The following is a 26676-nucleotide window of genomic DNA, read 5'->3' as shown; positions in this document are numbered from 1 at the left end:
GGTGAGAGATGAAGTCCGTCATCCGGACGGCTGCCGGTGGGCCCGAGGTCCTCCAAGTCGTCGAGCGTCCGGTTCCCGAACCGGGCCCGGGCGAGGTACGCGTCCGTGTGCACGTCTCGGGTGTCAACCCCACCGACTGGCGCAGCCGCAGACGCGAGCTGCCGCCGGGCATGAGGGAGCAGGTGCCCCACCAGGACGGCGCCGGGGTGATCGACGCCGTCGGCCCGCAGGTCGACCCGTCGCGGGTCGGGCAGCGGGTGTGGATCTGGGAGGCCGCGTGGGGGCGGCCCTGGGGAACGGCACAGCAGTACACGCTCGTCCCCGACCGGCAAGCTGTCACCCTGCCTGACCACGCCCCGTTCGAGCTCGGTGCGGCCCTGGGTATCCCGGCGCTGACCGCCCACCGTGCGCTGACCGTTCACGACGGCGGACCGGGGAGTCTCGCGCCCGGCAGCCTGCGGGACACGACCGTACTGGTGGCAGGAGGCGCCGGCGCTGTCGGGAACGCCGCCGTCCAGCTCGCCCGCTGGGCCGGAGCGCGTGTGATCACCACGGTGAGTGGTCCGGCCAAGGCCGCCCTGGCGCGCGCGGCCGGTGCCCACCTGGTCGTCGACTACCGCGCACAGGACGCGGCGGCGGAGATTCTGGCCTTCGCCCCCGAGGGCGTCGACATCGTCGTGGAGGTCGCACCGGGCACCAACTCCGCTCTCGATGTCGCGGTGGCCGCCCAGGGGGCCGTGGTGGCCTATTACGCGGGCGGCGAGGACGAGCGGCTGTCCGTACCGGTGCTCTCCTCGCTGTCGGCGAACCTGCGCTGGCAGAGCGTCTTCGTGTACACCGTGCCGGCAGCGGCGAAGCAGCAGGGGCTCACCGACGTCGCGGCAGCCGTGGCAGCGGGCGCGCTGCGCGTGGGCGATGAGGCCGGTCTGCCGTTGCACCGCTTCACACTGGAGCGCGCCGCCGACGCCCACGCAGCGCTCGAACAGGGCGTGGTCGGGAAGGTCCTGCTCGACATCCCATGACGTTCTCCCGGGTGCGGGCCCGGGCACCGATCTGCCCGGGGCCAAGGCCGGCCCGCACCGTTCTGCCCGGGGTTGAGCCCGGCCCGGCCGGGCTCGGCCGTCACTACAGTCCCGTCTCATGACGACGGTCACCACGCGCACGGTCCACTACCCCGCCGACGGCCTGACGATGATCGGGCACCTCGCGCTCCCCGCCGGTACCGGCCGTCGGCCCGCGGTCCTGATCGGTCCGGAGGGTCCGGGCCTGAACGACTTCCAGCGCCGCCGGGCGGACGCCCTCGCCGAACTGGGTTATGTGGCGCTGGCCTTCGACCTCCACGGCGGGCGCTGGTTCACCGACCCGCAGGAGATGCTGGCGCGTGTGACTCCCCTGCTCGCCGATCCCGACCGGATGCGGGGCATCGGCCACGCGGCACTCGATGTGCTGCGCGCCGAGCCACGGACCGACCCCGACCGGATCGCCGCGGTCGGCTACGGCACCGGGGGCGCCATCGCGCTGGAACTCGGGCGTGACGGCGTCGGCCTGCGCGCGATCGGGACTGTCAACGCACTGACCACTGGACGCCCGGGCGAAGCGGCGCGCATCCGTTGCCCCGTGTGGGCGGGGGTCGGATCGGAGGACCCGATCATGCCCCCTGCGCCACGGGACGCCTTCACCGCCGAGATGCAGGCCGCGGGCGTCGACTGGCGGCTCGTGGTCTACGGAGGCGCCCTGCACGCCTTCCACCACCCGCCGGTGGACCAGACCGTGCTCCCCGGCGTCGGATACCACCCGCAGCACGCGCAGCGAGCCTGGCGCGACATCGTCGGCCTGCTCGCCGAGTGCCTGCCCGTTGCGGAGTGAGCTGGAATGTCAGGTCTGGGCCATGTCCACGAAGCGGGAGTAGTGGCCCTGGAAGGCCACGGTGATCGTCGCCGTCGGGCCGTTACGGTGCTTCGCCACGATCAGGTCCGCCTCGCCCGCGCGCGGTGACTCCTTCTCGTACGCGTCCTCGCGGTGCAGCAGGATCACCATGTCGGCGTCCTGCTCGATGGAGCCGGATTCACGCAGGTCGGAGACCATCGGCTTCTTGTCCGTGCGCTGTTCGGGGCCACGGTTCAGCTGGGACAGCGCGATGACGGGAAGCTCCAGCTCCTTGGCGAGGAGCTTGAGGTTTCGGGACATGTCCGAGACCTCCTGCTGACGGCTCTCCGCCCGTTTGGCACCACCGGACTGCATCAGCTGCAGGTAGTCGATGACCACGAGCTTGAGGTCGTTGCGCTGCTTGAGGCGACGGCACTTCGCACGGATCTCCATCATCGACAGGTTCGGCGAATCGTCGATGTAGAGCGGCGCGGCCGACACGTCCGGCATTCGACGGGCGAGCCGCGTCCAGTCCTCGTCGGTCATCGTCCCGGAGCGCATGTGGTGGAGCGCCACCCGGGCCTCGGCGGACAGCAGACGCATCGCGATCTCGTTGCGACCCATCTCCAGGGAGAAGATCACGCTCGGCAGGTTGCTCTTGATCGAGCAGGCCCGGGCGAAGTCCAGGGCGAGGGTGGACTTACCCATGGCGGGGCGGGCGGCGATGACGATCATCTGGCCGGGGTGCAGGCCGTTGGTCAGGGAGTCGAGATCGGTGAACCCGGTCGGAACACCTGTCATCTCGCCGCTGCGGGAACCGATGGCCTCGATCTCGTCGAGGGCACCTTCCATGATGTCGCCGAGCGGCAGGTAGTCCTCGCTGGTGCGCTGCTCCGTGACGGCGTAGATCTCGGCCTGCGCGGAGTTGACGATCTCGTCGACGTCGCCGTCGGCCGCGTATCCCATCTGGGTGATCTTGGTGCCGGCCTCGACGAGACGCCGGAGCACAGCCCGCTCGTGGACGATCTCCGCGTAATACGACGCGTTGGCCGCGGTCGGTACGGACTGGACCAGCGTGTGCAGATACGGGGCTCCGCCGACCTTGGTGATCTCGCCGCGCTTGACCAGCTCGGCCGCCACCGTGATCGGGTCGGCCGGCTCCCCCTTGGCATAGAGGTCGAGGATCGCCGTATAGACGGTCTCGTGGGCAGGACGGTAGAAGTCGTGGCCCTTGATGATCTCCACGACGTCCGCGATGGCGTCCTTGGAGAGCAGCATGCCGCCGAGGACGGACTGCTCGGCGTCGAGATCCTGCGGAGGCACCCGCTCGAAGCCGGACGAGCCGCCGTCCCAGCCGCTCTCCCGGCCCCGCTCGTGCTGCTCGTCGCGCCCCTTGCCCTCTCCGCGGCGCTGACGGGAAACGGGCAGACGGTCACTCGGACCGACATCGGCCCAGGGATCGTCCAAAGGCTCGGGAATGCTCACCGGGCCACCTCCTCCCGTCCGCTTCGCGGACCTAGCCGTGCCACTCTTTCTTACGGCACAGCACCGACAAACAAGACGCCCGACTCCGGTTCCGGCGCGTCAAGTTCTGCGGATTTCCATGCCGGAACGGAGTGCGGGCGCCGCACCACGGTAGGCCGGTCCGCACCGTCAGCCAATCTGGTTATCCACAGGGCATGTGGATGACGCACCAGATGCTGTGGAGAACCCGTCCGATCCTGTGCACGGACCAGGGGACAGCACTGTGGACAAACTCATACCCGCCCTCCAAAGAGGCCCCTGACCTGCCATTTCTCAATCCACCGGCTGTGGGGGAGAAAAACTTCGGCCCTCAGCTCAAGATCACGGGAAACGGTCCTCCAGCGAACCCGGAAACCCGGCCAAAGTAAGGGCCTCAGCTGCATTGCATCTCTTACCTGTGGAAGATTAGATTTACCCCCATGACCCAGGCGCACACGGCACAGCCGCCCTCCCGCCGCCGGCACGACCGCGAGATCATCGCACTCGCCGTCCCGGCCTTCGGCGCGCTCGTTGCCGAGCCCCTCTTCGTCATGGTCGACAGCGCCATCGTCGGCCATCTCGGCACTCCTCAACTGGCCGGCCTGGCGGTCGCCGCTGCCCTTCTCACGACCGCGGTGAGCGTCTTCGTCTTCCTCGCCTACGCCACCACAGCCGCGGTCGCCCGCCAGGTCGGCGCGGGAGATCTGGCCTCCGCCATCCGTCAGGGCATGGACGGCATCTGGCTCGCCCTGCTGATCGGTGCCGCTGTCGTTGCAGTCACCCTCCCACTGGCTCCGTGGCTGGTCGACATCTTCGGGGCCTCCGACACCGCGACCCCGTACGCCACCACCTATCTGCGGATCTCCAGCCTCGGCATCCCCGCCATGCTCGTGGTGCTCGCGGCGACAGGTGTCCTACGCGGATTGCAGGACACCAGGACACCGCTCTACGTCGCCATCGGCGGATTCGCGGCCAATGGAGCTCTCAATGCCGGGCTCGTCTACGGGGCCGGGCTGGGCATCGCAGGATCCGCATGGGGCACCGTCATCGCCCAGGTGGGCATGGCGCTCGTCTACCTGATCGTCGTGGTCCGTGGAGCGCGTCGGCACGGGGCATCGCTGCGGCCCGACGCGGCGGGCATCCGAGCGAGCGCCCAGGCAGGCGTACCTCTTCTGATCCGTACGCTTTCGCTGAGGGCGGTCCTGATGATCGCGACCGCCGTCGCCGCCCGTCTCGGTGACACGGATACCGCTGCCCACCAGATCATCCTGTCTCTCTGGAGCCTTGCCGCCTTCGCGCTCGACGCCATCGCCATCGCCGGGCAAGCCATCATCGGCCGCTATCTGGGGGCGGACGACGCCAAGGGCGCCCGCGAGGCCTGCCGCCGGATGGTCCAGTGGGGGATCGGCTCGGGGGTCATCCTCGGGGTGGTCATCGTGCTCGCCCGGCCGCTCTTCGTCCCACTGTTCACGGGCGACACATCCGTACAGGACACCCTGCTGCCGGCGCTGCTGGTCGTGGCTCTCTCCCAGCCGATCTCCGGGGTGGTCTTCGTTCTCGACGGCGTACTCATGGGAGCAGGGGACGGCCGCTATCTCGCCTGGGCCATGGTCCTGACCCTGGCCGTCTTCGCCCCTGCCGCACTCCTCGTCCCCACCTTCGGAGGAGGCCTCACCGCTCTCTGGGGGGCGATGACGCTGATGATGGCCGTCCGGCTGGTGACCCTGTGGATGCGTATGCGTTCCGGCCGCTGGATCGTGACCGGAGCCACGCGCTGAACCGCGTCCACCTGAGCAGGAGCCGGGTGGTGCCGTTTCACGTGAAACCGCTCCTTCACGTGACCCCCCAGCCCGGTTTCACGTGAAACGACGAAGGGCCGCACCCAGGGGTGCGGCCCTTCACCTAGCTCTGATGAGCCTTGCCCTTAGGCAGCAACGACCTCGATACCGAGCTTCGCGGCAACCTCGGGGTGCAGACGGACGGACACCTGGTGTCCGCCGAGCGTCTTGATCGGCGAGCCGAGCTCGACGCGACGCTTGTCGACGTCCGGACCACCGGCGGACTTGATCGCCGAGGCGATGTCAGCCGGGGTGACGGAACCGAAGAGGCGGCCGGCGTCGCCGGAGCGAACAGCCAGACGGACCTTCACGGCCTCGAGCTTGGCCTTGATCTCGTTGGCCTGCTCGATCGTCGCGATCTCGTGGATCTTGCGGGCGCGGCGGATCTGCGCCACGTCCTTCTCGCCACCCTTGGTCCAGCGAATGGCAAAGCCACGCGGAACCAGGTAGTTACGGGCGTACCCGTCCTTGACGTCCACGACGTCGCCGGCAGCACCGAGGCCAGTGACCTCGTGGGTGAGGATGATCTTCATGATTCGGTCACCCTTCCCTTATCGCGCGGTGGACGTGTAGGGCAGCAGCGCCATCTCACGGCTGTTCTTGACTGCCGTGGCGACGTCACGCTGGTGCTGCGTGCAGTTGCCGGTGACGCGGCGGGCACGGATCTTGCCGCGGTCGGAAATGAACTTCCGCAGCATGTTCGTGTCCTTGTAGTCCACGTACTGGGTCTTGTCCTTGCAGAACGCGCAGACCTTCTTCTTAGGCTTGCGCACAGGCGGCTTCGCCATTGTGTTTCTCCTGTGTGATCAAGAAGTGGGGTACGAGCAGCCCTAGAAGGGCGGCTCGTCCGAGTAGCCGCCGCCGGAACCGCCGGAGCCGCCGGAGCTTCCGCCCCAGCCGCCCCCGCCGCCCTGCTGGCCCCCGCCCTGCTGGCCGCCGGCCGGTGCGTTGGTGGCCCACGGGTCGTCGGCGGGAGCACCGCCGCCGCCCTGCTGGCCACCGCCACCGGGACCGCCGCCCCAGTTGCCGCCACCCTGCTGGCCGCCGCCGTATCCACCCTGGCCGCCGCCCTGGCCACCGCGACCAGTGGTCTTGGTGACCTTGGCCGTGGCGTTCTTCAGGCTGGGGCCGACTTCCTCGACGTCCAGCTCGTAGACCGTGCGCTTGACGCCCTCACGGTCCTCGTAGGACCGCTGCTTCAGCCGGCCCTGCACGACGACGCGCATGCCTCGCGTAAGCGACTCCGCGACGTTCTCCGCCGCCTGACGCCAGACCGAGCAGGTGAGGAACAGGCCTTCGCCGTCCTTCCACTCATTGGTCTGACGGTCGAAGATGCGGGGAGTGGACGCGACACGGAACTTCGCGACCGCCGCACCGGACGGGGTGAAGCGCAGCTCGGGGTCGTCGACGAGATTGCCGACGACCGTGATGACGGTCTCGCCTGCCATGGGTGAACCTCTCGGCGGGGATTGCTTCTGGCTGCTTGCTACTCGAACCCGATGACCGCTGAGCTAGATGCTCAGTGGGTCTCGGGACGGAGGACCTTGGTCCGGAGGACCGACTCGTTCAGGTTCATCTGTCGGTCGAGCTCCTTGACGACCGCAGGCTCGGCCTGCAGGTCGATGACCGAGTAGATGCCCTCAGGCTTCTTCTTGATCTCGTAAGAGAGACGACGACGGCCCCAGGTGTCGACCTTCTCGACCTTTCCGTTGCCCTCACGGACGACGGAGAGGAAGTTCTCGATCAACGGGGAGACTGCGCGCTCCTCGAGATCGGGGTCGAGGATGACCATCACCTCGTAGTGACGCATGTGGAACCCACCTCCTTTGGACTCAGCGGCCACGGTCGTTCCGTGGCAGGAGGGTCGTGATGCGTAAGCATCAGTGTCTCCGAGTAAAACAGCCGCCACTGACAACGCCCGTCTACAGAATCGAGGGGGGCTGCAGTGCTGGCTCAAGGCAGACACCGGTGCAGACCGTACAGACTACCCGCAGACCGGCTTCCGGTTGAAATCCGGTGTTCAGGGCGCACAATCAAGACAGATGCGGTGTGAGAGGCGCTACATCGCACCGCCCTTCCCGCCAGGAGGTACTCCATGGCACAGACAGTCCGACCTGCCGGCAGCCGGTCCGCCCCCAGCCGGGTGGCCGATGACCGTTCCGCTACCGGGTCCCTCTTCGCCACGGACGGCAAGCCCCATCCGCTCCAGGAAACGCTGATGGTGGTGACCGGGGTCCTCGGTGTCCTCGCGTTCGTGACGGCGATGTTCCACAGCCTGCACCTGCTCAGCTCGTGGGCCGGCCTGATCGGCATCCTGACCGGCATCTACGGGCAGTACATCTCCAGGACCACCTGGGAGCGGTTCGGTCTGATCATGGGGATCGGCGCGTCCGCCGTCGGCTTCTACCTCGGTATGGCGCACGGCGGCCTCTTCGGCGGCGTCATCACCTGACCGGCAGAGCCGGGGCAGGCCGTCCCGTGCGGTGCACGGCCGGGCAATCCCGCGGGGGTGGCGCCCGGTGCGGTCCTGACGGGCCGGACCGGGCGCCCCTCGGTCACAGTAGGCTTCGGCGCGAGAGCCGGAGCCCCTGACCGATGGGGACACACCTGCCGAGGAGCGCCCCGCATGAGCCTGACCCTGAGGACCATCAGCCGAGAACAGCATCTGGCATACATCCAGAGTCTGCCCTCGGCCAGTCACTGCCAGGTCCCGGCGTGGGCTGACGTGAAAACCGAATGGCGCTCGGAGAACCTGGGCTGGTTCGACAAGAACGGCGAGATGGTCGGCGCCGGGCTGGTGCTCTACCGCCAGCTGCCCAAGATCAAGCGCTACCTCGCGTACCTCCCCGAGGGGCCGGTCATCAACTGGTACGCCCCGAATCTGGACGAGTGGCTCCAGCCGATGCTCGCCCACCTGAAGCAGCAGGGTGCGTTCTCGGTCAAGATGGGCCCTCCCGTGGTCATCCGCCGCTGGGACTCGGCCGCCATCAAGTCCGGCATCCAGGACCCCGACGTGAAGCGGCTGCGTGACGTCGAGGCCAGCCACATCGAGCCGCGCGCCTTCGAGGTCTCGGACCGGCTGCGGAAGATGGGCTGGCAGCAGGGCGAGGACGGCGGCGCCGGCTTCGGCGACGTCCAGCCCCGCTACGTCTTCCAGGTGCCGCTGGCCAACCGCTCCCTCGAGGACGTGCTCAAGGGCTTCAACCAGCTCTGGCGGCGCAACATCAAGAAGGCCGACAAGGCCGGCGTCGAAGTGGTCCAGGGCGGCTACGAGGACCTCGCGGAATGGCAGCGGCTGTACGAGATCACCGCCGTGCGCGACCACTTCCGGCCGCGCCCGCTCTCGTACTTCCAGCGCATGTGGTCGGTGCTCAACTCCGAGGACCCCAACCGCATGCGGCTCTACTTCGCCCGGCACAACGGCGTGAACCTGTCGGCTGCCACGATGCTCGTCGTCGGCGGGCACGTCTGGTACTCCTACGGCGCCTCGGACAACATCGGCCGCGAGGTCCGTCCCTCCAACGCCATGCAGTGGCGGATGCTCCGCGACTCGTACGCGATGGGCGCCACCGTCTACGACCTGCGCGGCATCAGCGACTCGCTGGACGAGACCGACCACCTCTTCGGCCTGATCCAGTTCAAGGTCGGCACGGGCGGGGAGGCCGTCGAGTACGTCGGCGAGTGGGACTTCCCCCTCAACAAGCTGCTGCACAAGGCGCTCGATATGTACATGTCGCGCCGCTGAGCGCATCCTGACCACCATCCATCAGCTTCTCCCCTCTCTCACCCACACCGCAGCCACCAGAAAGGTTCCGGGCCGGCCATGGCGCTCTCCCTCTACGTCGACACCGCGCGCTGGCGGGCGCACCAGAAGTCCGTCCTGGACCAGTTCCCGGGCCTCGTACCCGTCTGCAAGGGCAACGGCTACGGCTTCGGACACGAGCGCCTGGCCGACGAGGCGATCCGCTTCGGCTCCGACACTCTGGCCGTCGGGACCACCTACGAGGCCGCTCGCATCAAGGACTGGTTCAGCGGCGACCTGCTGGTGCTCACGCCCTTCCGCCGGGGCGAGGAGCCGGTACCGCTGCCCGACCGCGTGATCCGTTCCGTCTCCTCCGTGGACGGTGTGCACGCCCTGGTCGGCGCGCGCGTCGTCATCGAGTGCATGAGCTCGATGAAGCGCCACGGTGTGAAGGAGGAGGAGCTCGGCCAGCTGCATGCGGCCATCGAGGACGTACGCCTCGAAGGCTTCGCGCTGCACCTGCCGCTCGACCGCACGGACGGGTCGGACGCGGTCGAGGAGGTCATCACCTGGATGGACCGTCTGCGCGCCGCCCGGCTGCCGCTGCACACGATGTTCGTCAGCCATCTGCGGGCCGAGGAGCTGGCGCGGCTGCGGCAGCAGTTCCCGCAGACCCGCTTCCGCGCGCGCATCGGCACACGGCTCTGGCTCGGCGACCACGAGGCGACGGAGTACCGCGGCGCGGTGCTCGACGTCACGCGCGTGGTCAAGGGGGACCGTTTCGGCTACCGCCAGCAGAAGGCCGCGTCCGACGGATGGCTGGTCGTCGTCGCAGGCGGAACCTCCCACGGGGTCGGTCTGGAGGCACCGAAGGCCCTGCACGGAGTGATGCCGCGTGCCAAGGGCGTCGCACGCGCCGGGCTGGCCACGGTCAACCGCAACCTGTCGCCGTTCGTCTGGGCGGGCAAGCAGCGCTGGTTCGCCGAGCCGCCGCACATGCAGGTGTCGATCCTCTTCGTGCCGTCGGACGCCCAGGAGCCGAGGGTCGGTGACGAACTGGTGGCTCACCTGCGTCACACCACCACCCAGTTCGACCGCCTCGTGGACCGGTAGCCCGGCCCTCCCTCAGTCGGACGCCGTTCTTCCGGCAGTGCCCCACTCCACCCGCGGTCCTTCGACCGCGGGTGCTGTGTTCCGGTCCGGGTGAGGCTGCACCTGCAGGAGTGCCTTGTGGTCCGGCGCCCCGTCGAGCACCCCGCCCGAGGGATCGTCGGACCCGTCGAGCCTTACGGGATCCCGCTCCGGCCTCAGGATGTCCCGGACGATCAGGGCGCAGAGGTAGAGCGTTCCCGCGAGGTGCAGGGCGATCGCGACCTGATAGCCGTCCTGCGGCAGCCCCTGGTGCTTGTCTCCGCTCGTCGTGTACGCGAGGTAGAACCAGATCCCCAGGAAGTACATGACCTCGCAGGCCTGCCAGACGAGGAAGTCCCGCCAGCGAGGCCTGGCGAGCGCGGCCAGAGGGATCAGCCAGAGCACGTACTGCGGTGAGTAGACCTTGTTCGTCAGGATGAAGGCGGCCACCACGAGGAACGCCAGCTGGGCGAAGCGCGGCCGGTGCCGGGCGGTCAGTGCCAGCCCCGCGATCCCCGCGCACAGCACGGCCATCAGGAGCACCGAGGCCGTGTTCACCGTGTCCACGTCGATGGGCCGGCCGGTGCGCTGGGTGATGATCAGCCAGAACGAGCCGTAGTCGATCTGCCGTTCCTGGCTGAACGTGTAGAACTTCTTCCACCCCTCGGGGGCGTACAGCATCACCGGCAGGTTGACCAACAGCCAGGCCGCGGCCGCGCCGAGGAGCGCCGTTCCGTACTCCCGCCACTTCCCGGCCCTCCAGCACAGCACCAGCAGGGGCCCGAGGAGCAGCACGGGGTAGAGCTTCGCGGCGGTGGCGAGGCCGATGAGGATCCCGAAGGCCACGCTCCTGCCCCGCGACCACATGAGCATCGCCGCGGCGGTCAGCGCGACGGCGAGCAGGTCCCAGTTGATCGTCGCGGTGAGCGCGAGCGCGGGTGCGAGCGCCACCAGCAGACCGTCCCAGGGGCGGCGCCGGTGCGTACGGGCTACGCACACCACGATGATCACGGCGCAGATCATCAGCATGCCCGCGTTGACCATCCAGTACATCTGCTCGCGCTGCTGTGCGGGGTCCGAGGACGGCGTGAGCGTCAGCCAGGACGCGACCTGCATGAAGAGGCCCGTCAGGACGGGGTACTCGAGGTACGCCATGTCGCCGTTCAGCCGGTCGAAGTACGGCACGAGGCCGTCGGCGAAGCCGCGTCCGACGTAGAGGTGCGGGATGTCCGAGTAGCACGCGTGCGCGTACTGCGAGCTGGTTCCGCGGAACCACGCCCAGTCGTAGCAGGGGATCTTCTGCACCATGCCGAGCGCGAACATCCCGATCGCCAGGAGCGCGATGACGCGCACCGGTGTGAGCGGCCCCGATCCGAACCGTGCCCAGCGGCCCGCGGGCCCGCCGATCAGTTCGCTGCCCGCTGCGGCGATCTCGTCCTGTCGCGTGGGCGGTACGACGGACGGCTCCTGGTGCACGCTCGTGTCTTCTGCGCTTGGCATGCCGCACATCCTGCCGTACGGGGCTGTGTGCGGGCGTTGCCCGCGTCCGGGACACACGAAGGGCCGTCGGCACCTGGCAGGTGCCGACGGCCCTCTCGTACGTGCCCGGAAGGCCCCTCACAGGGCTCCCGGAGGGCAGGTGGTGTCATCCACGCCGCCCTGAGGAGTGCTAACCGCCGCCGCCGAAGATCCCCCCGCGGCCGTTCTCCTCGCCCTCGGTCGTGCCCTCGGTCGTGCCTTCGGTCGTCCCGGTGTCCGTCCCACCGTCGGTGGCACCGGCGTCCGTCCCACCGTCGGTCGCCCCCTCGGTGGTCCCTTCGTTGCCGTTGCCGTTGGTGGTCCCGCCGTCCTCGTTGTTCCTGCACTCCCAGTCGAGCGGCGCGCACGTCTCACTCGGCGAGGGGGTCGGGGACGACGGTGTGGGAGACGGCGTCGGCTCCTTGCTGGACTCCGAAGGCGAAGGCGTCGGGCTCGGCGTCGGGGTCGGGCTGGCGCAGGAGGCGCAGTAGATCGTCTCGCCGACCGGTTCCGGCTTCGGGAAGTTCACGACCTTCGTGCCCTTCACCGCGTCGGTCATGTAGTCCTGCCAGATCTGCGCCGGGAACGAGGCTCCGTGGATCGACTTCTCGCCACCCGTGCCGTACATCTCCAGGAACTTGCGGTTCTTCTTCGTCTCGTCGTCGTCCATCCGGAACATGCTGACGGCCGTCGAGATCTGCGGGGTGTAGCCGACGAACCAGGCAGACTTGTTGCCGTCGGTGGTGCCGGTCTTGCCGGCCACGTCCCGCCCGGGGATCTGGGCCGGACGGCCTGTCCCGTTCTCGACGACGTTCTTCAGCACGTCGGTGACGTTGTCAGCGACGACGCTGGGGAAGGCGGTCTTGGTCACCGTGTCGTGCTGGTAGATGACCTCGCCCCTGTGCTTCACCTCGGTGACCGAGAAGGGCTCCCGCTGCTTGCCGCTGGTGGCGAAGGTGGAGTACGCGCCGGCCATCCGGATGGCGCTCGGCGAGGACGTCCCGATGGAGAACGAGGGGAAGTTCGAGTCCGCCAGGTACTCGTCGTCCCGCAACCCCGCAGCCAGGGCGGCCTCCTTCACCTTGTCGGTGCCGACGTCCATGCCGAGCTGGACGTAGGGGGAGTTGGCCGACTCCTGCATGGCGTAGCGGAGGGAGATGTCTCCGTAGTCGCGGTCTCCGTCATTGGTCTGGAGCCACTCCTTGCCTTCTTTGTTCTGCCAGACCTGACCGTTGTACTGATTGATCTTCAGCTTGTTGTCGCCGTTGTAGATGCTCTTCGGCGAGACAGGCGTGCGCTCCGAATCGCTCTGGTCTTCGCCAAGCTCGGGATCACGTTTCCCATGCTCCATGGCGGCCGCCAGCACGAACGGCTTGAACGTCGAGCCGACCTGCGCACCGGTCGCGTCGGCGTTGTTGGTGTAGTGCTGCGTCGCGTCCTGACCGCCGTACGTGGCGATGATGGCGCCCGTCTTGGTGTCCACCGACGCACCGCCGAACTCGACGTGCGTGTCCTTGTCGGGGCGCTTCTCGGGGTCGATCCTGGCGGCGTACACCTTCTTGATCGACTTCTCGAGGTCCGAGACCTTCTTCTTGCTAAAGGTCGTGTGGATCTCGTAGCCGCCCTGGGCCAGTTCCTTCTCGGTGACGCCCTGGTCGTTGTGCGCGAGGAAGTACTTCGTGGCGAGGTCCACCAGGTATCCGGTCTGGCCGCCCAGCTTGGCGTCCTTCTTCGGCGGATCCGGCATGGGGAACTCGGTGAACGTCGCGCGCTTGGCCGCACTCAGCCGGCCGTCCTTGACCTCCTCGTCGAGGATCCAGCTCCAGCGCCTCTTGGCCCGCTCGGTGTTCTTCTCCGCCGTGGCGTTCACCTTGTCGACCTCCGGGGCACCCGCAGGGTCGTAGTAGCTCGCGCCCTTGAGCAGCGTCGCCAGGAAGGCGCACTCGCTCTCGTTGAGCTTCTCGGCATCCTTGCCGTAGTACGTACGCGCCGCTGCCTGAAGCCCCGAGGCACCCCGTCCGTAGTAGGAGACGTTGAGGTACCCCGCCATGATCTCCTTCTTGCCCACGGTCTCGCCGACCTTGAGCGTGATGAAGAGTTCCTTGAACTTCCGGCTGAGGGTCTGGTCCTGGGTGAGCCGCGAGTTCTTCACGTACTGCTGGGTGATCGTGGACCCGCCCTGGGTGTCACCGCCCCGGGCCATGTTCCAGAAGGCGCGGGCGATACCCATCGGGTCGATGCCCCTGTCGGACTCGAACGACTTGTTCTCGGCCGAGATGACGGCGTTCCGCATCGCGACGGGGATCTGGGCGTAATCGATCTCCTGGCGGTTGACGGAACCGCCCGTGGCGACCATCTGGGTGTTGTCGTCCCAGTAGTAGACGTTGTTCTGCGCGGTGGCCAGGTCCTTGATCTCGGGCGGCACCACCAGCGCGTACGCGATGCCGGCCGCTCCCATCAGCAGGCCCAGGAAGCCCAGGCACAGGCCGGAGACCAGCTTCCACGACGGAACCCAGCGCCGGAAGCCGTACTTGCCGGCCCGCGGGTAGTCGATGAAGCGCTTCTTGCCGGAGTCGGCGCGACCCCGGCCACGGCCCTCGTGACCACTGCTGTCGCCACCTCCCCGCCGCCTGCCCCCGCCGCGCTGGGCGGCTCGACGGGCCTCGGCACGGCCGCCGTACGACGGCTCCTCGCCATGCGCTTCGGAAGGTGATGCTGACGTAGCTCTGCGTGACGAATCGGTGCGGCGTCCAGCAGGCTGTTGGGCGGCTCGTCTGGCCGCTGCGCGCCCGCCACCTTGCGGTTGCGGCGTTTTGCGACGGTGCTCGCTCATCGAACGACTACTCCTCGGGCAGGCGAGAGCGCCTGGAAGCGGCAGTTGAGATCCGGTCCCCCCGAATTACGGACAAGCCGTGCGGAAGGCTCACCCGCAGTACATCCGACAGTCCGCGATTACTGACGCTCGACGGCGTCTCACGGTTCCCGGTGGTCTGCATGCCGCACAGACTACGCACGGTCAAAAACCTCCGGGGACCGAACTTCACCCCAAATTACGCAAGTCACTCCCTATGAATCGGGGATGTGACGCCGCTCACGGACCCCCCTCTTGTCGAACATCACGGGTCGATCTATCGTGCTGATGTATCGAGTCGATACATCAGCACGGCATAAGGTGGGTTCGACGGCCCGTGGAAGTACCAGGCGGAGGAGGAGGCGAAGATGAGCAGACGCTCCGGCATCCTCGAATTCGCCGTACTCGGCCTGCTCCGCGAGTCACCCATGCACGGGTACGAGCTGCGCAAGCGCCTCAACACGTCGCTGGGGATCTTCCGCGCCTTCAGCTACGGCACCCTCTACCCCTGCCTCAAGACGCTGGTCGCCAACGGCTGGTTGATCGAGGAACCGGGAAGCATTCCGGCGCAGCCACCTGCCACAGGCCGTGGGGTCGCCCCCTCGTCCTCGCTGGCCGGGCGCCGCGCCAAGATCGTCTACCGGTTGACGGCAGAAGGTAAGGAGCACTTCGAGGAGCTGCTCTCGCACACCGGTCCGGATTCCTGGGAGGACGAGCACTTCGCGGCTCGTTTCGCCTTCTTCGGACAGACGGAGCGCGAGGTGCGGATGCGCGTGCTCGAAGGACGCCGCAGCAGGCTGGAGGAGCGCCTCGAAAAGATGCGCGCCTCTCTCGCCCGCACCCGTGAACGACTCGACGACTACACGCTTGAGCTGCAGCGGCACGGCATGGAGTCCGTGGAGCGCGAAGTGCGCTGGCTGAACGAGCTCATCGAGAGCGAGCGGTCGGGACAGGATCAGCGACGATCCTCGCCCGAGGGCTCCACTCAGCACGACACATCAGGAGAGACGGGCGGCCTGCCCCGGCACCGGGATGACACCCGACCGGATCCGTCCGACGACACCAAGTGATATCCCCGCAGATCCGCAAGGCGTCATCGGGGAACACCGAGAACACACAGGGAGCAATCGGCATGGGTTCGGTTCGCGTAGCCATCGTCGGCGTGGGCAACTGCGCCGCCTCGCTGGTGCAGGGCGTCGAGTACTACAAGGACGCCGATCCGGCCGGCAAGGTGCCCGGTCTGATGCACGTTCAGTTCGGCGAGTACCACGTGAGCGACGTCGAGTTCGTCGCCGCCTTCGACGTCGACGCGAAGAAGGTCGGCCTCGACCTCGCGGACGCCATCGGCGCCAGCGAGAACAACACCATCAAGATCGCCGACGTGCCGACCACCGGCGTGACCGTTCAGCGCGGCCACACCCACGACGGCCTGGGCAAGTACTACCGCGAGACGATCGAGGAGTCGGCCGACGCCCCCGTCGACATCGTCCAGGTCCTCAAGGACAAGCAGGTCGACGTCCTCGTCTGCTACCTGCCCGTCGGTTCCGAAGTGGCTGCGAAGTTCTACGCGCAGTGCGCCATCGACGCCAAGGTCGCGTTCGTCAACGCTCTCCCGGTGTTCATCGCCGGCACCAAGGAGTGGGCCGACAAGTTCACCGAGGCCGGTGTCCCGATCGTCGGCGACGACATCAAGTCCCAGGTCGGCGCCACCATCACGCACCGCGTGATGGCGAAGCTCTTCGAGGACCGGGGCGTCGTCCTCGACCGCACGATGCAGCTGAACGTCGGCGGCAACATGGACTTCAAGAACATGCTCGAGCGTGAGCGCCTGGAGTCCAAGAAGATCTCGAAGACGCAGGCCGTCACCTCGCAGATCCGTGACCGCGAGCTCGGTGCGGACAACGTCCACATCGGCCCCTCGGACTACGTGGCCTGGCTGGACGACCGCAAGTGGGCGTACGTGCGCCTCGAGGGCCGCGCCTTCGGTGACGTTCCGCTGAACCTGGAGTACAAGCTCGAGGTCTGGGACTCCCCGAACTCCGCCGGTGTCATCATCGACGCCGTGCGCGCTGCGAAGATCGCCAAGGACCGCGGCATCGGCGGCCCGATCCTCTCGGCCTCCTCGTACTTCATGAAGTCCCCGCCGGTCCAGTACTTCGACGACGAGGCCCGCGAGAACGTCGAGAAGTTCATCGCCGGCGACGTCGAGCGCTGATCCAGCGGATCACTGCTGCACGCTTCTCCATGTCGGGGGGTCCCCGGGCAATGCGCCCGGAGGCCCCCCGCATGTGTGACCCTTGCACACATGCCTGTCGTGCGTGATCTGGGCGTACTCCTGCGCCTTCGGAACTTCCGTCACCTGCTCGCCGTACGACTTCTCTCCCAGTCGGCCGACGGCGTCTATCAGGTCGCACTCGCCACGTACGTCGTCTTCTCGCCGGAGAACCAGACCACGCCCGGTGCCATCGCCTCCGCCATGGCTGTGCTCCTGCTCCCGTACTCCCTGATCGGCCCGTTCGCGGGAGTCCTGCTCGACCGCTGGCCCCGCCGCCAGGTCTTCCTGTACGGGAACCTGCTGCGCGCCGCACTGGCCTGCTGCACGGCCCTGCTGCTCCTGAGTTCCGTACCGGACTGGCTCTTCTACGTCTCCGCGCTCTGCGTCACCGCCGTCAACCGTTTCGTGCTGGCCGGACTTTCGGCAGCCCTCCCTCGTGTCGTCGACACCGAGCGGCTCGTCCTCGCCAACTCGCTCTCCCCGACGGCCGGGACACTGTCCGCCACTGTCGGCGGGGGCCTGGCCCTGGGCATCCGTCTACTGACGGACGGGTCCGATGCCGCCGTGGTCCTGCTGGGCGCGGTCCTCTACCTCCTCTCGGCACTGGCCTCCCTGTCCTTGCCCCGCACGCTCCTCGGACCGGATCGGGATCTGCACCATGTGCCACTGCGTGAGGCACTCGGCACCACCGCCCGGGGGCTTGTCGCGGGGTTGCGCCATCTGGCAGAGCGAAGGGACGCGGCGTACGCGCTCGCGGCCATAACGGTGCTCCGCTTCTGCTACGGAGCGCTGACGGTGATGGTGCTGATGCTGTGCCGCTACGCCTGGTCCGACAGCGAGTCCGACGGCCTCGCCCTCCTCGGACTCGTGCTCGGCGCCTCGGCGGCCGGGTACTTCGTCGCCGCTCTCATGTCCCCGTGGGCGGTCGGACGCTTCGGGCGGTACGGATGGCTGGCGGCGTGCGCCGGTGCAGCCGCAGTCCTGGAGCCTTCATTGGGGCTCCCGTTCACCCCCGGCCCGATGCTCGTGGCGGCATTCGTACTGGGGCTGGTGACCCAGGGAGCGAAGATCGCAACGGATACCGAGGTGCAGACCTCCGTGGATGACGCCTATCGCGGCCGGGTCTTCTCGCTCTATGACGTGCTGTTCAACGTCGCCTTCGTCGCCGCCGCCGGAGTGTCCGCCCTCGCACTTCCCCCTGACGGGCGGTCCGTCGTCCTGGTGCTGAGCGTCGCCGTGCTCTACGCCATCGTCTCGATGGCCATGATTCACCGGCGACGGGTGAGCATCGCGCTCCAGCGCGCACACATCAAGGAGTGAGGGGCGATGTTTCACGTGAAACATCACCCCTCACCCGCTGCCTTGGCTCACCCTTGGCGCCCGGCGCCATGTTTCACGTGAAACATGGCGGGCTCCTCAGCCCTGTGCGGCCCACCACTCCTTGAGGGCGGCAACCGCGGCATCGCGTTCCATCGGGCCGTTCTCCAGCCTCAACTCCAGCAGGAACGAGTAGGCCTTGCCGATCACCGGGCCGGGCCCCACGCCCAGGATCTGCATGATCTCGTTGCCGTCCAGGTCGGGCCGGATCGCCTCCAGCTCCTCCTGCTCCTGCAGTTGAGAGATGCGCTCCTCGAGCCCGTCGTAGGTGCGCGACAGGGCGTTCGCCTTGCGCTTGTTCCGCGTCGTGCAGTCGGAGCGCGTCAGCTTGTGCAAACGGTCCAGCAGCGGCCCCGCGTCCCGCACATACCTGCGCACCGCGGAGTCGGTCCATTCCCCGTCGCCGTAACCGTGGAAGCGCAGATGCAGCTCCACGAGCTTGGAGACGTCCTTGACCATGTCGTTGGAGTACTTGAGCTCGGTCATCCGCTTCTTGGCCATCTTGGCCCCCACCACCTCGTGGTGGTGGAAGGAGACGCGGCCGTCCTTCTCGAAGCGCCGCGTCCTCGGCTTCCCGATGTCGTGGAGCAGGGCCGCGAGGCGCAGCACGAGATCCGCACCGTCCTCCTCCAGATCGATGGCCTGCTCCAGGACGGTCAGGGAGTGCTCATAGACGTCCTTGTGACGGTGATGCTCATCACTTTCCAGGCGCAGGGCAGGAAGCTCGGGAAGCACCCGGTCGGCCAGACCTGTGTCCACGAGGAGTCCCAGTCCCTTACGGGGGTGGCCGGAGAGCAGCAGTTTGTTGAGTTCCTCACGGACCCGCTCGGCCGAGACGATCTCGATTCGCCCCGCCATGTCCGTCATGGCCTTGACGACGTCGGGAGCCACCTCGAAGTCCAGCTGCGCGGCAAAACGAGCGGCACGCAGCATGCGCAGCGGATCGTCGGAGAAGGACGCCTCAGGTGTGCCCGGAGTCCGCAGGACGCGCTGAGCCAGGTCGTCGAGGCCGCCGTGGGGGTCGATGAACTCCTTCTGCGGCAAGGCGACGGCCATGGCGTTGACCGTGAAGTCACGGCGTACGAGGTCTTCCTCGATCGAGTCGCCGTAGGAAACCTCGGGCTTGCGTGAGGTCCTGTCGTACGCCTCCGACCTGTAGGTCGTCACCTCGATCTGATAGCCGTCCTTCTGCGAGCCGACGGTGCCGAACGCGATTCCGACCTCCCAGACCGAGTCGGCCCAGGGGCGGACGATCTTGAGTACGTCCTCCGGGCGGGCGTCGGTCGTGAAGTCCAGGTCGTTTCCGAGCCTGCCGAGCAACGCATCGCGGACGGACCCGCCGACCAGGGCGAGGCCGAATCCGGCCTCCTGGAATCGGAGAGCGAGGTCATCGGCGACGGGGGACACCCGCAGCAGTTCGCTGACTGCGCGGTGCTGCACCTGACTCAGTGCACGGGGGCTGTCTTCGTTGGCGTTCGGCACAACAGAAAAGGGTACGTGCACCGACCGGCCCGGGCGTCATCGTTTCTTGCGTCCCTGCGAGACTCTGCCGATCATGTGGCACGGTCCCCGGCACTCAGGCGTCGGGCGCATCGTTACCATGCGTGGACGCAGAAACCGGCAGGGCCGGCACCAGCTGACGACGACGAGGGACGGATACGCGTGGCCGAGGCGGCAGACTTTCAGGGGATGAATCCCTCCCCTGCCCGCCGGTGGCTCCGGCGCACAGCCTCCTTGATCGTCGGGGCACCACTGATCGCCGGCCTACTGGCCGGTCCCGCAGCGCCCTCGGCTCAGGCCGAGGGGGCCACCAAGGCCCCGACCGGTTCGCGCACCGTCGATGTGTCCCTGGACACGCTGGCGCCCAGCACACCGGTCGAGGGCGACACTCTCACCGTCTCCGGCACCCTCACGAACAGAGGGAACAAGACGGTCACGGACTCGGAGGTCGACCTGCGTGTCGGGCCGAGGCTGTCCGGCAGGGGCGCGGTCGACGAGGCCGCCAAGCGCACCGGGTACCTGCCCGGGAGTGACCCGGCCAAGCTCGGCGGCGACTACACGCTGAAGGTCCCCGAGCTCGCGGCCGGGGCCAGCCGGGACTTCACCCTCGCCGTGCCGGTGGACAAGCTGGACCTGGGCGAAGGGGGCGTCTACCAGCTCGGGGTATCCCTCACGGGCCGTACCACCGACTACGCCTACGACCAGGTGCTCGGCATCCAGCGGACCTTCCTGCCGTGGCAGCCGGAGGACGCCGAGAGCAAGACCAAGCTCACCTTCCTCTGGCCGCTGATCGCATCGGCACATGTCACAGCGGAGACGGGGTCCGACGAACAGCAGACCCCGGTGTTCGCCAATGACGATCTGGCTCTCGAACTCGCTCCCGGCGGGCGCCTTGAACAGCTGGTCTCTCTGGGGCGCCAGCTTCCTGTCACCTGGGTGATCGACCCGGACCTGCTGGCCTCTGTCGATGCGATGACGAAGAACTATCGCGTGAAGGCCGGCGACACCACGGTCGCGGGGACGAACCAGGCCATTGCCAAGAAGTGGCTCACCGACCTGCAAGCGGCCGTGAAGGAGGGGAAGGTGGTGGCTCTGCCGTTCGCCGACCCCGATCTCGCGTCCATCGCCCACCGAGGCAAGAACGTCTCGGGTGCCCTCAGCCATCTGCAGACCGCGACCGAGGTCGCGGGCACGACGGTGGAGACCGTCCTTCATGTGAAGCCGTCCACCGACTTCGCCTGGCCCGTGGACGGTGCGATCGATCCCTCGGTCGTCGACGTCGCCACCTCCGCCGGGGCGCACAAGGTGATCGCCCGCAGCGACAGCCTGCAGGAGACCGGTGGGCTTCCCTACACGCCTACATCGGCGCGGCCGATCGGTGGTGGCACCACCGCCGTCGTCTCCGACCACCGGCTCTCCACCGCGTTCACCGGCGACATGTCCAAGGCCGGCGCCTCGACCCTGGCTGTCCAGAAATTCCTGGCCCAGACGCTGGCGGTGACGGAGCAGGCTCCCGACAAGGAGCGCAGCATCGTCGTCGCCCCGCAGCGGACTCCCACCGCTGCTCAGGCACAGAGCATGGCTCGCGCGCTCCAAGCCCTCACGGCCGAACACTGGACACAGCCACTCGACCTGACAGCGGCAGCGGAGCAGAAGCCTGACTCACAAGCCATCACCAAGGTCCCCAGCGCCTCCCGGTACCCGAAGAAGCTGCGGAGCCAGGAGCTGCCCACCCAGGCGTTCCAGGACATCAGGACGACGCAGGACTCGCTCGACAGTTTCCAGGTCATCCTGACGCAGCCCGACCGGGTGGTGACCCCCTTCGGGAACGCGATCAACCGCTCCGTGTCGACGTCCTGGCGCGGCAAGCCGCTGGAGGCGCAGCGGTACCGTGACGACGTCCGCACCTATCTGCAGGGCCTCAGCAACGAGGTCCAGCTGATCACGAAGTCGGATGTGACCCTGTCCGGGCGCAGCGCCACGATTCCTGTGACCGTGCAGAACAAACTGGTCCAGGGTGTCGATCACCTCGTCCTCCGTCTGACTTCGGGCAACGCCACACGGCTCAAGCTCAACGACGGCGGAGCGGTCGCCGAAAAGCCCGTCGAGATCGCGGGTGGGCACAGCCAGTCCGTGAAGTTCGACGCTTCGGCCAATGCCAACGGGCAGGCCCAGGTCACGGCGCGGCTCTTCACCGCGGACGGCGTGCCCTACGGCGAGGAGATGACCTTCACCGTGAAGGTCTCGGAAGTCACACCGACCGTGCTCCTGGTGATCGCCGGCGGACTGCTGCTGCTGGTCCTGGCGGGCATCAGGATGTACACCCACCGCAAGCGCACCGTCGCGGGCGGCGCAGTGGAGAACAACGGCGGCGAACCCGAGCAGCCGAGTGACCCGACGCCGGACACCGGTCCGGAAAGCGGGAACCCGTCGGGCCCGGGTGAGAAAGTGGACCGTTGAGCGATGTCTGTCGGGGCCTGTCGGCCGGGGACAATGAGGTGGGGTTTCGATGAACGCGCCGTACGACGGTGACCGCGGCCAGGGCGCGGGCGGAGCTGGGTCTTCCAGCGGTCCGCCGGTGCCACCGGGCGCCGGGCAGGACGGGGAGGCACCCGACCCGTACCTGCAGCACGCGTACGACCACGACCCGTACCGTGCCCAGGACCTCGCGGCCCAGGACCCGGTGGCCGAGGCGCTCTACGACCGCGCCTCGCATCCTCCGCCGCCTCCGGGCACCTATCAGGAGCCGCAGGCCCTCTACCAGCAGCCTCCCGCTGCCCAGTACGCCCCCGACCCCCGGATCTGGGCCCAGACGCCGCCACCGGAGCCTGCAGGCCCCTCCCGGCACCTTCCCTACGGCGACCACGCAGCGACCACTCAGTACGTAGGTGTGGACGACCTGGTCACCCAGGCCTCCGGCGACCGTGGCGAGCAGGACGCCTTCGCACACCTCTTCCGCGACCAGGAGGGGTCGGGCCGGCCTCCCGGCCCTCCCGCCGAGCCCGAGCCGGCTCCGGCACCCGTGCCGCCGAAGTCCGGAGGCCGTGCCGCCGGAATACTGAAGTCCAGTGCGGTGATGGCGGCGGGCACCCTGGTGTCCCGTCTCACCGGCTTCGTCCGCAGCCTCGTGATCACCGCGGCGCTGGGCGCGGCCCTGCTCGGTGACAGCTTCACCATCGCCTACACCCTGCCGACGATGATCTACATCCTCACCGTGGGCGGTGGGCTGAACTCGGTCTTCGTTCCCCAGCTCGTCCGGTCCATGAAGGACGACGAGGACGGCGGCGAGGCCTTCGCCAACCGGCTGCTGACGCTGGTCATGGTCGCCCTCGCTGTGATCGTCGCCCTGGCCGTCTTCGCTGCGCCATGGCTCATCCACATGATGTCGCCGACCATCGCGAACAAGGAGGCCGCCAACAGCGTCGCGGTCACCTTCGCCCGCTACTGCCTGCCGACCATCTTCTTCATGGGCATCCATGTGGTCATGGGCCAGATCCTCAATGCCCGCGGCCGGTTCGGCGCGATGATGTGGACCCCGGTCCTGAACAACATCGTCATGATCTTCACCTTCGGCCTGTTCATCTGGGTCTACGGCACCTCGGCCGAGTCCCGGATGGGCGTGGAGACGATCCCGCCGGAGGGCGTCCAGCTCCTCGGCATCGGCACCCTGCTCGGTCTGGTCGTGCAGGCCCTGGCCATGATCCCGTACCTCCGCGAGGCCGGGTTCCGCTTCCGTCCCCGCTTCGACTGGAAGGGCCACGGACTCGGGAAGACGATCAAGCTCGCCAAGTGGACCGTCCTGTTCGTGCTGGCCAACCAGGCAGGCGTCATCGTCGTCACCCAGCTGGCGACCTCGGCGGGCAGCCTCTCCGGCAAGGACGGCACGGGCTTCCTCGCCTACTCGAACGCCCAGCTGATCTGGGGCATGCCGCAGGCCATCATCACCGTCTCGGTCATGGCGGCCCTGCTGCCCCGCATCTCCCGCGCCGCCCATGACAACGACCCGGGAGCCGTCCGAGACGACATCTCGCAGGGTCTGCGCAACTCGGCGGTGGCCATCGTTCCGGTCGCCTTCACCTTCCTCGCGCTCGGCCTGCCGATGTGCACCCTGCTCTACGCCTCCAGCGGCACCGAGGCCGCACGGTCGATGGGCTTCATCCTGATGGCGTTCGGCCTCGGCCTCATCCCGTACTCCGTGCAGTACGTCGTACTCCGCGGGTTCTACGCGTACGAGGACACCCGCACCCCCTTCTACAACACGGTGATCGTGGCAGCGGTCAATGCCGCGGCTTCCGCCCTCTGCTACGTGATTCTTCCGGCGCAGTGGGCAGTCGTGGGGATGGCGGCCTCCTACGGGCTGGCCTACGCGGTCGGTGTCGGCATCGCCTGGCGACGGCTCAGCAGCCGCCTCGGCGGGGACCTCGACGGAGCCCGTGTGGTGCGGACCTACGCCCGTCTCTGCCTGGCCGCGATCCCCGCGGCGTTGGTCGGCGGCGGCGTGGGCTTCGCTCTTCTGAAGGCCCTGGGCGAAGGGGCCGGCGGCTCCGTGGTGGCATTGGTCTGTGGGAGCGTCATCCTGCTGGGCATCTTCTTCGTCGCTGCGAAGAAGATGCGTATCGAGGAGCTCAACGGCATGGTCGGCATGGTCCGAGGCCGGCTCGGACGCTGAATGCGCTCCGATCCGCACAACCATCGCTGGACACCGCGTGTCGTGCATAGCGCCGGAGTGTGGGCACAATTGGCGTGACTGTGCAGAGCTGGCTGGCATCGCGCAACGAATGGGGAGGCAGGAACGACGGTGGCGGAACGTAGCACGGCTGCCGTCGACGTGGCCGACAACGGCGGCGACGAGCCGCCGTCCGCCAAGGCGGACGCGGCCACGACCGACGGGACGGCACAAACCCAGGACTCAGAGGGCGCAGGCCCGCAGGACGCGGAGAGCGGGCGTGACAGCTCGGACACCGTGCCGGCGTCGCCCGACCTGCACAGCGGTCACAAACTGGCCGGACGGTACCGCCTCGAGGAGTGCGTCACTCGACTGGACGGATTCAGCAGCTGGCGTGCCGTCGACGAGAAGTTGCGGCGCGCGGTAGGCGTACACCTCCTGCCCGCCGATCATCCGCGTGCCCGCTCGGTGCTGGCTGCGGCCCGCTCCTCGGCGCTGCTCGGCGACCCGCGCTTCGTCCAGGTCCTGGACGCCGTGGAGGAGGACGACCTCGTCTACGTCGTCCACGAATGGCTCCCCGATGCCACCGAGCTCACGGCGCTGCTGGCCGCAGGTCCCTTCGAAGCCCACGACGCCTACCAGCTCGTGAGCCAGATCTCCCAGGCCATGGCCGCCGCACACCGCGAGGGGCTCGCGCATCTGCGCCTCACCCCCGGCGCCGTACTGCGCAGCTCGACAGGGCAGTACCGGATCCGCGGCCTGGCCGTGAACGCCGCGCTGCGCGGAATCACCGCCGATCAGCCGCTGCGCACCGACACCGAGGCCATCGGCGCACTGCTCTACGCGGCCCTCACCCGGCGCTGGCCCTACGAGAGCGATGCCTACGGTCTCACCGGGCTCCCCAAGGACCTGGGCCTGATTCCTCCGGACCAGGTGCGGGCCGGCGTCCATCGAGGTCTGTCCGAACTGGCCATGCGGGCGCTCGCCAACGACGGCGCCACCGCGTCACGCCAGGAACAGCCGTGCACCACCCCGGACGAGCTGGCCAAGGCCGTTGCGGCCATGCCCCGCATCCTGCCGCCGGAACCCGCCTTCACGGCGCCGCCGGAGTACCAGCGCACGACGTATCAGCAGGGCACCTACGGGCGCCCGTCGGTACGGCCCACCTCGGCCACCCAGCCTGTCATCGCGGCCCCTCCGCCCCCTCTCCAGAGCCGCACGGGCAGGGCGCTCAAGTGGGCCGTCTCCGCGCTGCTCATCGCCGCTCTGGGTCTCGGCAGCTGGCAGTTGGCCGAAACCGTGCTCAACCGTGACAACGACTCCGGGGACCCGGCCCCGACACCGACCGCCGAGGACGGTGCCGACAACAAGGAGCCGGCCCACCTCAAGGACCTCCGCATCGTCGACGCCGAGGAGTTCACTCCCAGCGGTTCCGGAATTCAGCAGCAGGATGTTCCGAACACCATCGACGGCAAGTCGGACACCGCTTGGGTCACTCCCCGGTACGTGGGTTATGCCAACTTCGGCAACCTTGCGAACCGCAAGCAGGGCAGCGGCATAATCGTTGACCTCGGCAGCGCACAGGATGTCGCCGGCATCGACATCAAGATGTACCGGGGCCAGCAGAAGGCCGAAGTGCTGGCAGCAGGCGAAGATGCTTCCCAGCCCACGTCGCTGTCCGACTTCCCTCATCGCCTCACGAACCTGGAGACGGCGGGGAGCACCGTACGCAAGACCCTCACCGAGCCGGTCCGGACCCGTTACATTCTGGTCCGTATCGCTGAGCTGCCTCCCGACGGCTCATCAGGCTTCCGGGGCGGCATCTCGGAGATCTCGGTACTCGGCTGAACGAACGGGCCGGCGAGGAAACTCCTCACCGGCCCGTTTCGCGCCTCCGCCTGCGTGACCCCGCACACGTCTCATCGCGGTGTCACGGCAGTGGGTGTCCAGCCGCAGTGGCCCCACTCGATCTCCGTGCCGACCATGCCTATGCGCCCGCCGAACTGCACGCACGTGCCCTTCGCGTAGATCGTGACAGGTCCTGCGTACTGGCTGTAGAGACCGTAGTCGGAAACTTGGGTGCCGCCGTTCACCGTGGTGAAGACCCCCATCTGAAGCTTGACGCCGGGGTTCCTGGGGATAGCTACGGCACAGCTGTAACCGCCGTTCGCGTACATCGAACCAGCCGGTGTCCACGCTCATTCTTTCGATCACGCTGCCAGGGCACAGCGCAGCGGCACTTGCCGTACCCGCTCCTCCAACAACGCCCACACCAGCAAGCGTTGCGACTGAGATACTCATGGCGCCGTCTTCTTAAAGCTAGGCGGCTTCATCTCTATGCTCTCCTCCGTCGAACCGTGATAGACAGGCCGGCACTCTGACCAGGTCGGCCAGACCATGATCAAAAAC

The 26676-nt window shown here is 68.0% G+C and carries 21 protein-coding genes; 12 read left to right on the top strand and 9 right to left on the bottom strand.

The features are described 5' to 3' along the window. Positions 1-8: 8 nt before the first annotated feature. Together OG379_RS19865 and OG379_RS19860 are read left to right on the top strand one after the other, a co-directional pair. Positions 9-1022: an NADPH:quinone reductase gene (locus tag OG379_RS19865; protein WP_405664542.1), complete on the top strand. Its 1014-nt coding sequence runs from the start codon at positions 9-11 to the stop codon at positions 1020-1022. A gap of 118 nt (positions 1023-1140) precedes the next feature. Continuing rightward, the gene (locus OG379_RS19860) at positions 1141-1866 is read left to right on the top strand and encodes a dienelactone hydrolase family protein (protein WP_405664540.1); all 726 of its coding nucleotides are present in this window, start codon (positions 1141-1143) and stop codon (positions 1864-1866) included. 9 nt (positions 1867-1875) lie between these two features. Here the strand turns inward: OG379_RS19860 and dnaB are convergent, their stop codons facing one another. Next, the gene (dnaB, locus tag OG379_RS19855) at positions 1876-3333 is read right to left on the bottom strand and encodes a replicative DNA helicase (protein ID WP_181011555.1); all 1458 of its coding nucleotides are present in this window, start codon (positions 3331-3333) and stop codon (positions 1876-1878) included. 476 nt (positions 3334-3809) lie between these two features. Here dnaB and OG379_RS19850 point away from each other — a divergent pair, with 476 nt between their 5' ends. Further along, the gene (locus OG379_RS19850; protein WP_405664538.1) at positions 3810-5147 is read left to right on the top strand and encodes an MATE family efflux transporter; all 1338 of its coding nucleotides are present in this window, start codon (positions 3810-3812) and stop codon (positions 5145-5147) included. A 146-nt stretch (positions 5148-5293) separates the two neighbouring features. On the opposite strand, the gene rplI is transcribed toward OG379_RS19850, so the two are convergent. The 4 genes from rplI to rpsF form a co-directional block, all read right to left on the bottom strand. Then, positions 5294-5740, bottom strand: coding sequence for a 50S ribosomal protein L9 (gene rplI, locus OG379_RS19845; protein WP_014155197.1), 447 nt, complete (start codon positions 5738-5740; stop codon positions 5294-5296). 18 nt (positions 5741-5758) lie between these two features. Then, positions 5759-5995, bottom strand: coding sequence for a 30S ribosomal protein S18 (rpsR, locus tag OG379_RS19840; RefSeq protein ID WP_003967857.1), 237 nt, complete (start codon positions 5993-5995; stop codon positions 5759-5761). 42 nt (positions 5996-6037) lie between these two features. Beyond that, positions 6038-6655 (bottom strand): single-stranded DNA-binding protein, encoded by a 618-nt coding sequence (locus OG379_RS19835; RefSeq protein WP_375147162.1) that lies wholly within the window; start codon positions 6653-6655, stop codon positions 6038-6040. A gap of 71 nt (positions 6656-6726) precedes the next feature. Then, the gene (gene rpsF / locus OG379_RS19830) at positions 6727-7017 is read right to left on the bottom strand and encodes a 30S ribosomal protein S6 (protein WP_006604399.1); all 291 of its coding nucleotides are present in this window, start codon (positions 7015-7017) and stop codon (positions 6727-6729) included. Between the two features lie 285 nt (positions 7018-7302). Here rpsF and OG379_RS19825 point away from each other — a divergent pair, with 285 nt between their 5' ends. From OG379_RS19825 to OG379_RS19815, 3 genes are all read left to right on the top strand, one after another. Next, on the top strand, positions 7303-7659 hold the full coding sequence (locus tag OG379_RS19825; RefSeq protein WP_393763679.1) for a hypothetical protein: 357 nt from the start codon (positions 7303-7305) through the stop codon (positions 7657-7659). A gap of 174 nt (positions 7660-7833) precedes the next feature. After that, complete coding sequence (locus OG379_RS19820) at positions 7834-8952, top strand: peptidoglycan bridge formation glycyltransferase FemA/FemB family protein (protein WP_033296787.1); 1119 nt, start codon at positions 7834-7836, stop codon at positions 8950-8952. A gap of 78 nt (positions 8953-9030) precedes the next feature. Further along, the gene (locus tag OG379_RS19815) at positions 9031-10062 is read left to right on the top strand and encodes an alanine racemase (RefSeq protein WP_099173255.1); all 1032 of its coding nucleotides are present in this window, start codon (positions 9031-9033) and stop codon (positions 10060-10062) included. Between the two features lie 12 nt (positions 10063-10074). Here the strand turns inward: OG379_RS19815 and OG379_RS19810 are convergent, their stop codons facing one another. Together OG379_RS19810 and OG379_RS19805 are read right to left on the bottom strand one after the other, a co-directional pair. Then, complete coding sequence (locus OG379_RS19810; protein ID WP_405664536.1) at positions 10075-11580, bottom strand: glycosyltransferase family 87 protein; 1506 nt, start codon at positions 11578-11580, stop codon at positions 10075-10077. A gap of 169 nt (positions 11581-11749) precedes the next feature. Beyond that, complete coding sequence (locus tag OG379_RS19805) at positions 11750-14431, bottom strand: transglycosylase domain-containing protein (protein WP_405664534.1); 2682 nt, start codon at positions 14429-14431, stop codon at positions 11750-11752. A 386-nt stretch (positions 14432-14817) separates the two neighbouring features. Here OG379_RS19805 and OG379_RS19800 point away from each other — a divergent pair, with 386 nt between their 5' ends. The 3 genes from OG379_RS19800 to OG379_RS19790 all read left to right on the top strand — a co-directional run bounded on the left by OG379_RS19800 (position 14818) and on the right by OG379_RS19790 (position 18044). Then, on the top strand, positions 14818-15519 hold the full coding sequence (locus tag OG379_RS19800; protein ID WP_405664532.1) for a helix-turn-helix transcriptional regulator: 702 nt from the start codon (positions 14818-14820) through the stop codon (positions 15517-15519). 62 nt (positions 15520-15581) lie between these two features. Next, positions 15582-16664, top strand: a complete 1083-nt coding sequence (locus tag OG379_RS19795) for an inositol-3-phosphate synthase (RefSeq protein WP_405664530.1) — start codon at positions 15582-15584, stop codon at positions 16662-16664. Positions 16665-16754: 90 nt separating this feature from the next. Beyond that, complete coding sequence (locus tag OG379_RS19790; RefSeq protein WP_405664528.1) at positions 16755-18044, top strand: MFS transporter; 1290 nt, start codon at positions 16755-16757, stop codon at positions 18042-18044. Positions 18045-18140: 96 nt separating this feature from the next. Here OG379_RS19790 and OG379_RS19785 read toward each other — a convergent pair whose 3' ends face one another. Continuing rightward, complete coding sequence (locus OG379_RS19785; RefSeq protein WP_405664526.1) at positions 18141-19583, bottom strand: CCA tRNA nucleotidyltransferase; 1443 nt, start codon at positions 19581-19583, stop codon at positions 18141-18143. A gap of 180 nt (positions 19584-19763) precedes the next feature. Between OG379_RS19785 and OG379_RS19780 the strand changes: the two genes are divergently transcribed. The 3 genes from OG379_RS19780 (at position 19764) to OG379_RS19770 (ending at position 26115) form a co-directional block, all read left to right on the top strand. Then, on the top strand, positions 19764-22061 hold the full coding sequence (locus tag OG379_RS19780; protein WP_405664524.1) for a DUF6049 family protein: 2298 nt from the start codon (positions 19764-19766) through the stop codon (positions 22059-22061). Positions 22062-22110: 49 nt separating this feature from the next. Then, the gene (murJ, locus tag OG379_RS19775) at positions 22111-24270 is read left to right on the top strand and encodes a murein biosynthesis integral membrane protein MurJ (RefSeq protein WP_393763663.1); all 2160 of its coding nucleotides are present in this window, start codon (positions 22111-22113) and stop codon (positions 24268-24270) included. A 129-nt stretch (positions 24271-24399) separates the two neighbouring features. Then, entirely contained in the window at positions 24400-26115 is a 1716-nt protein-coding gene (locus OG379_RS19770; RefSeq protein ID WP_405664522.1) for a serine/threonine protein kinase, read from the top strand. A 71-nt stretch (positions 26116-26186) separates the two neighbouring features. Here OG379_RS19770 and OG379_RS19765 read toward each other — a convergent pair whose 3' ends face one another. Continuing rightward, entirely contained in the window at positions 26187-26444 is a 258-nt protein-coding gene (locus OG379_RS19765; protein ID WP_405664520.1) for a hypothetical protein, read from the bottom strand. Positions 26445-26676 lie beyond the last annotated feature (232 nt).

It is taken from the genome of Streptomyces sp. NBC_01166 (assembly GCF_045039765.1).
In the GTDB taxonomy this organism is placed as follows: domain Bacteria; phylum Actinomycetota; class Actinomycetes; order Streptomycetales; family Streptomycetaceae; genus Streptomyces.
This window is presented reverse-complemented; position numbering and strand designations above follow the sequence as displayed.

Bases quoted from the DNA above. Each gene is read 5' to 3' on its own strand.
- OG379_RS19865 (WP_405664542.1), top strand. From the start codon at position 9: ATGAAGTCCGTCATCCGGACGGCTGCCGGTGGGCCCGAGGTCCTCCAA.
- OG379_RS19860 (WP_405664540.1), top strand. From the start codon at position 1,141: ATGACGACGGTCACCACGCGCACGGTCCACTACCCCGCCGACGGCCTG.
- OG379_RS19850 (WP_405664538.1), top strand. From the start codon at position 3,810: ATGACCCAGGCGCACACGGCACAGCCGCCCTCCCGCCGCCGGCACGAC.
- rplI (WP_014155197.1), bottom strand. From the start codon at position 5,740: ATGAAGATCATCCTCACCCACGAGGTCACTGGCCTCGGTGCTGCCGGC.
- rpsR (WP_003967857.1), bottom strand. From the start codon at position 5,995: ATGGCGAAGCCGCCTGTGCGCAAGCCTAAGAAGAAGGTCTGCGCGTTC.
- OG379_RS19835 (WP_375147162.1), bottom strand. From the start codon at position 6,655: ATGGCAGGCGAGACCGTCATCACGGTCGTCGGCAATCTCGTCGACGAC.
- rpsF (WP_006604399.1), bottom strand. From the start codon at position 7,017: ATGCGTCACTACGAGGTGATGGTCATCCTCGACCCCGATCTCGAGGAG.
- OG379_RS19825 (WP_393763679.1), top strand. From the start codon at position 7,303: ATGGCACAGACAGTCCGACCTGCCGGCAGCCGGTCCGCCCCCAGCCGG.
- OG379_RS19820 (WP_033296787.1), top strand. From the start codon at position 7,834: ATGAGCCTGACCCTGAGGACCATCAGCCGAGAACAGCATCTGGCATAC.
- OG379_RS19815 (WP_099173255.1), top strand. From the start codon at position 9,031: ATGGCGCTCTCCCTCTACGTCGACACCGCGCGCTGGCGGGCGCACCAG.
- OG379_RS19810 (WP_405664536.1), bottom strand. From the start codon at position 11,580: ATGCCAAGCGCAGAAGACACGAGCGTGCACCAGGAGCCGTCCGTCGTA.
- OG379_RS19805 (WP_405664534.1), bottom strand. From the start codon at position 14,431: ATGAGCGAGCACCGTCGCAAAACGCCGCAACCGCAAGGTGGCGGGCGC.
- OG379_RS19800 (WP_405664532.1), top strand. From the start codon at position 14,818: ATGAGCAGACGCTCCGGCATCCTCGAATTCGCCGTACTCGGCCTGCTC.
- OG379_RS19795 (WP_405664530.1), top strand. From the start codon at position 15,582: ATGGGTTCGGTTCGCGTAGCCATCGTCGGCGTGGGCAACTGCGCCGCC.
- OG379_RS19790 (WP_405664528.1), top strand. From the start codon at position 16,755: ATGCCTGTCGTGCGTGATCTGGGCGTACTCCTGCGCCTTCGGAACTTC.
- murJ (WP_393763663.1), top strand. From the start codon at position 22,111: ATGAACGCGCCGTACGACGGTGACCGCGGCCAGGGCGCGGGCGGAGCT.
- OG379_RS19765 (WP_405664520.1), bottom strand. From the start codon at position 26,444: ATGTACGCGAACGGCGGTTACAGCTGTGCCGTAGCTATCCCCAGGAAC.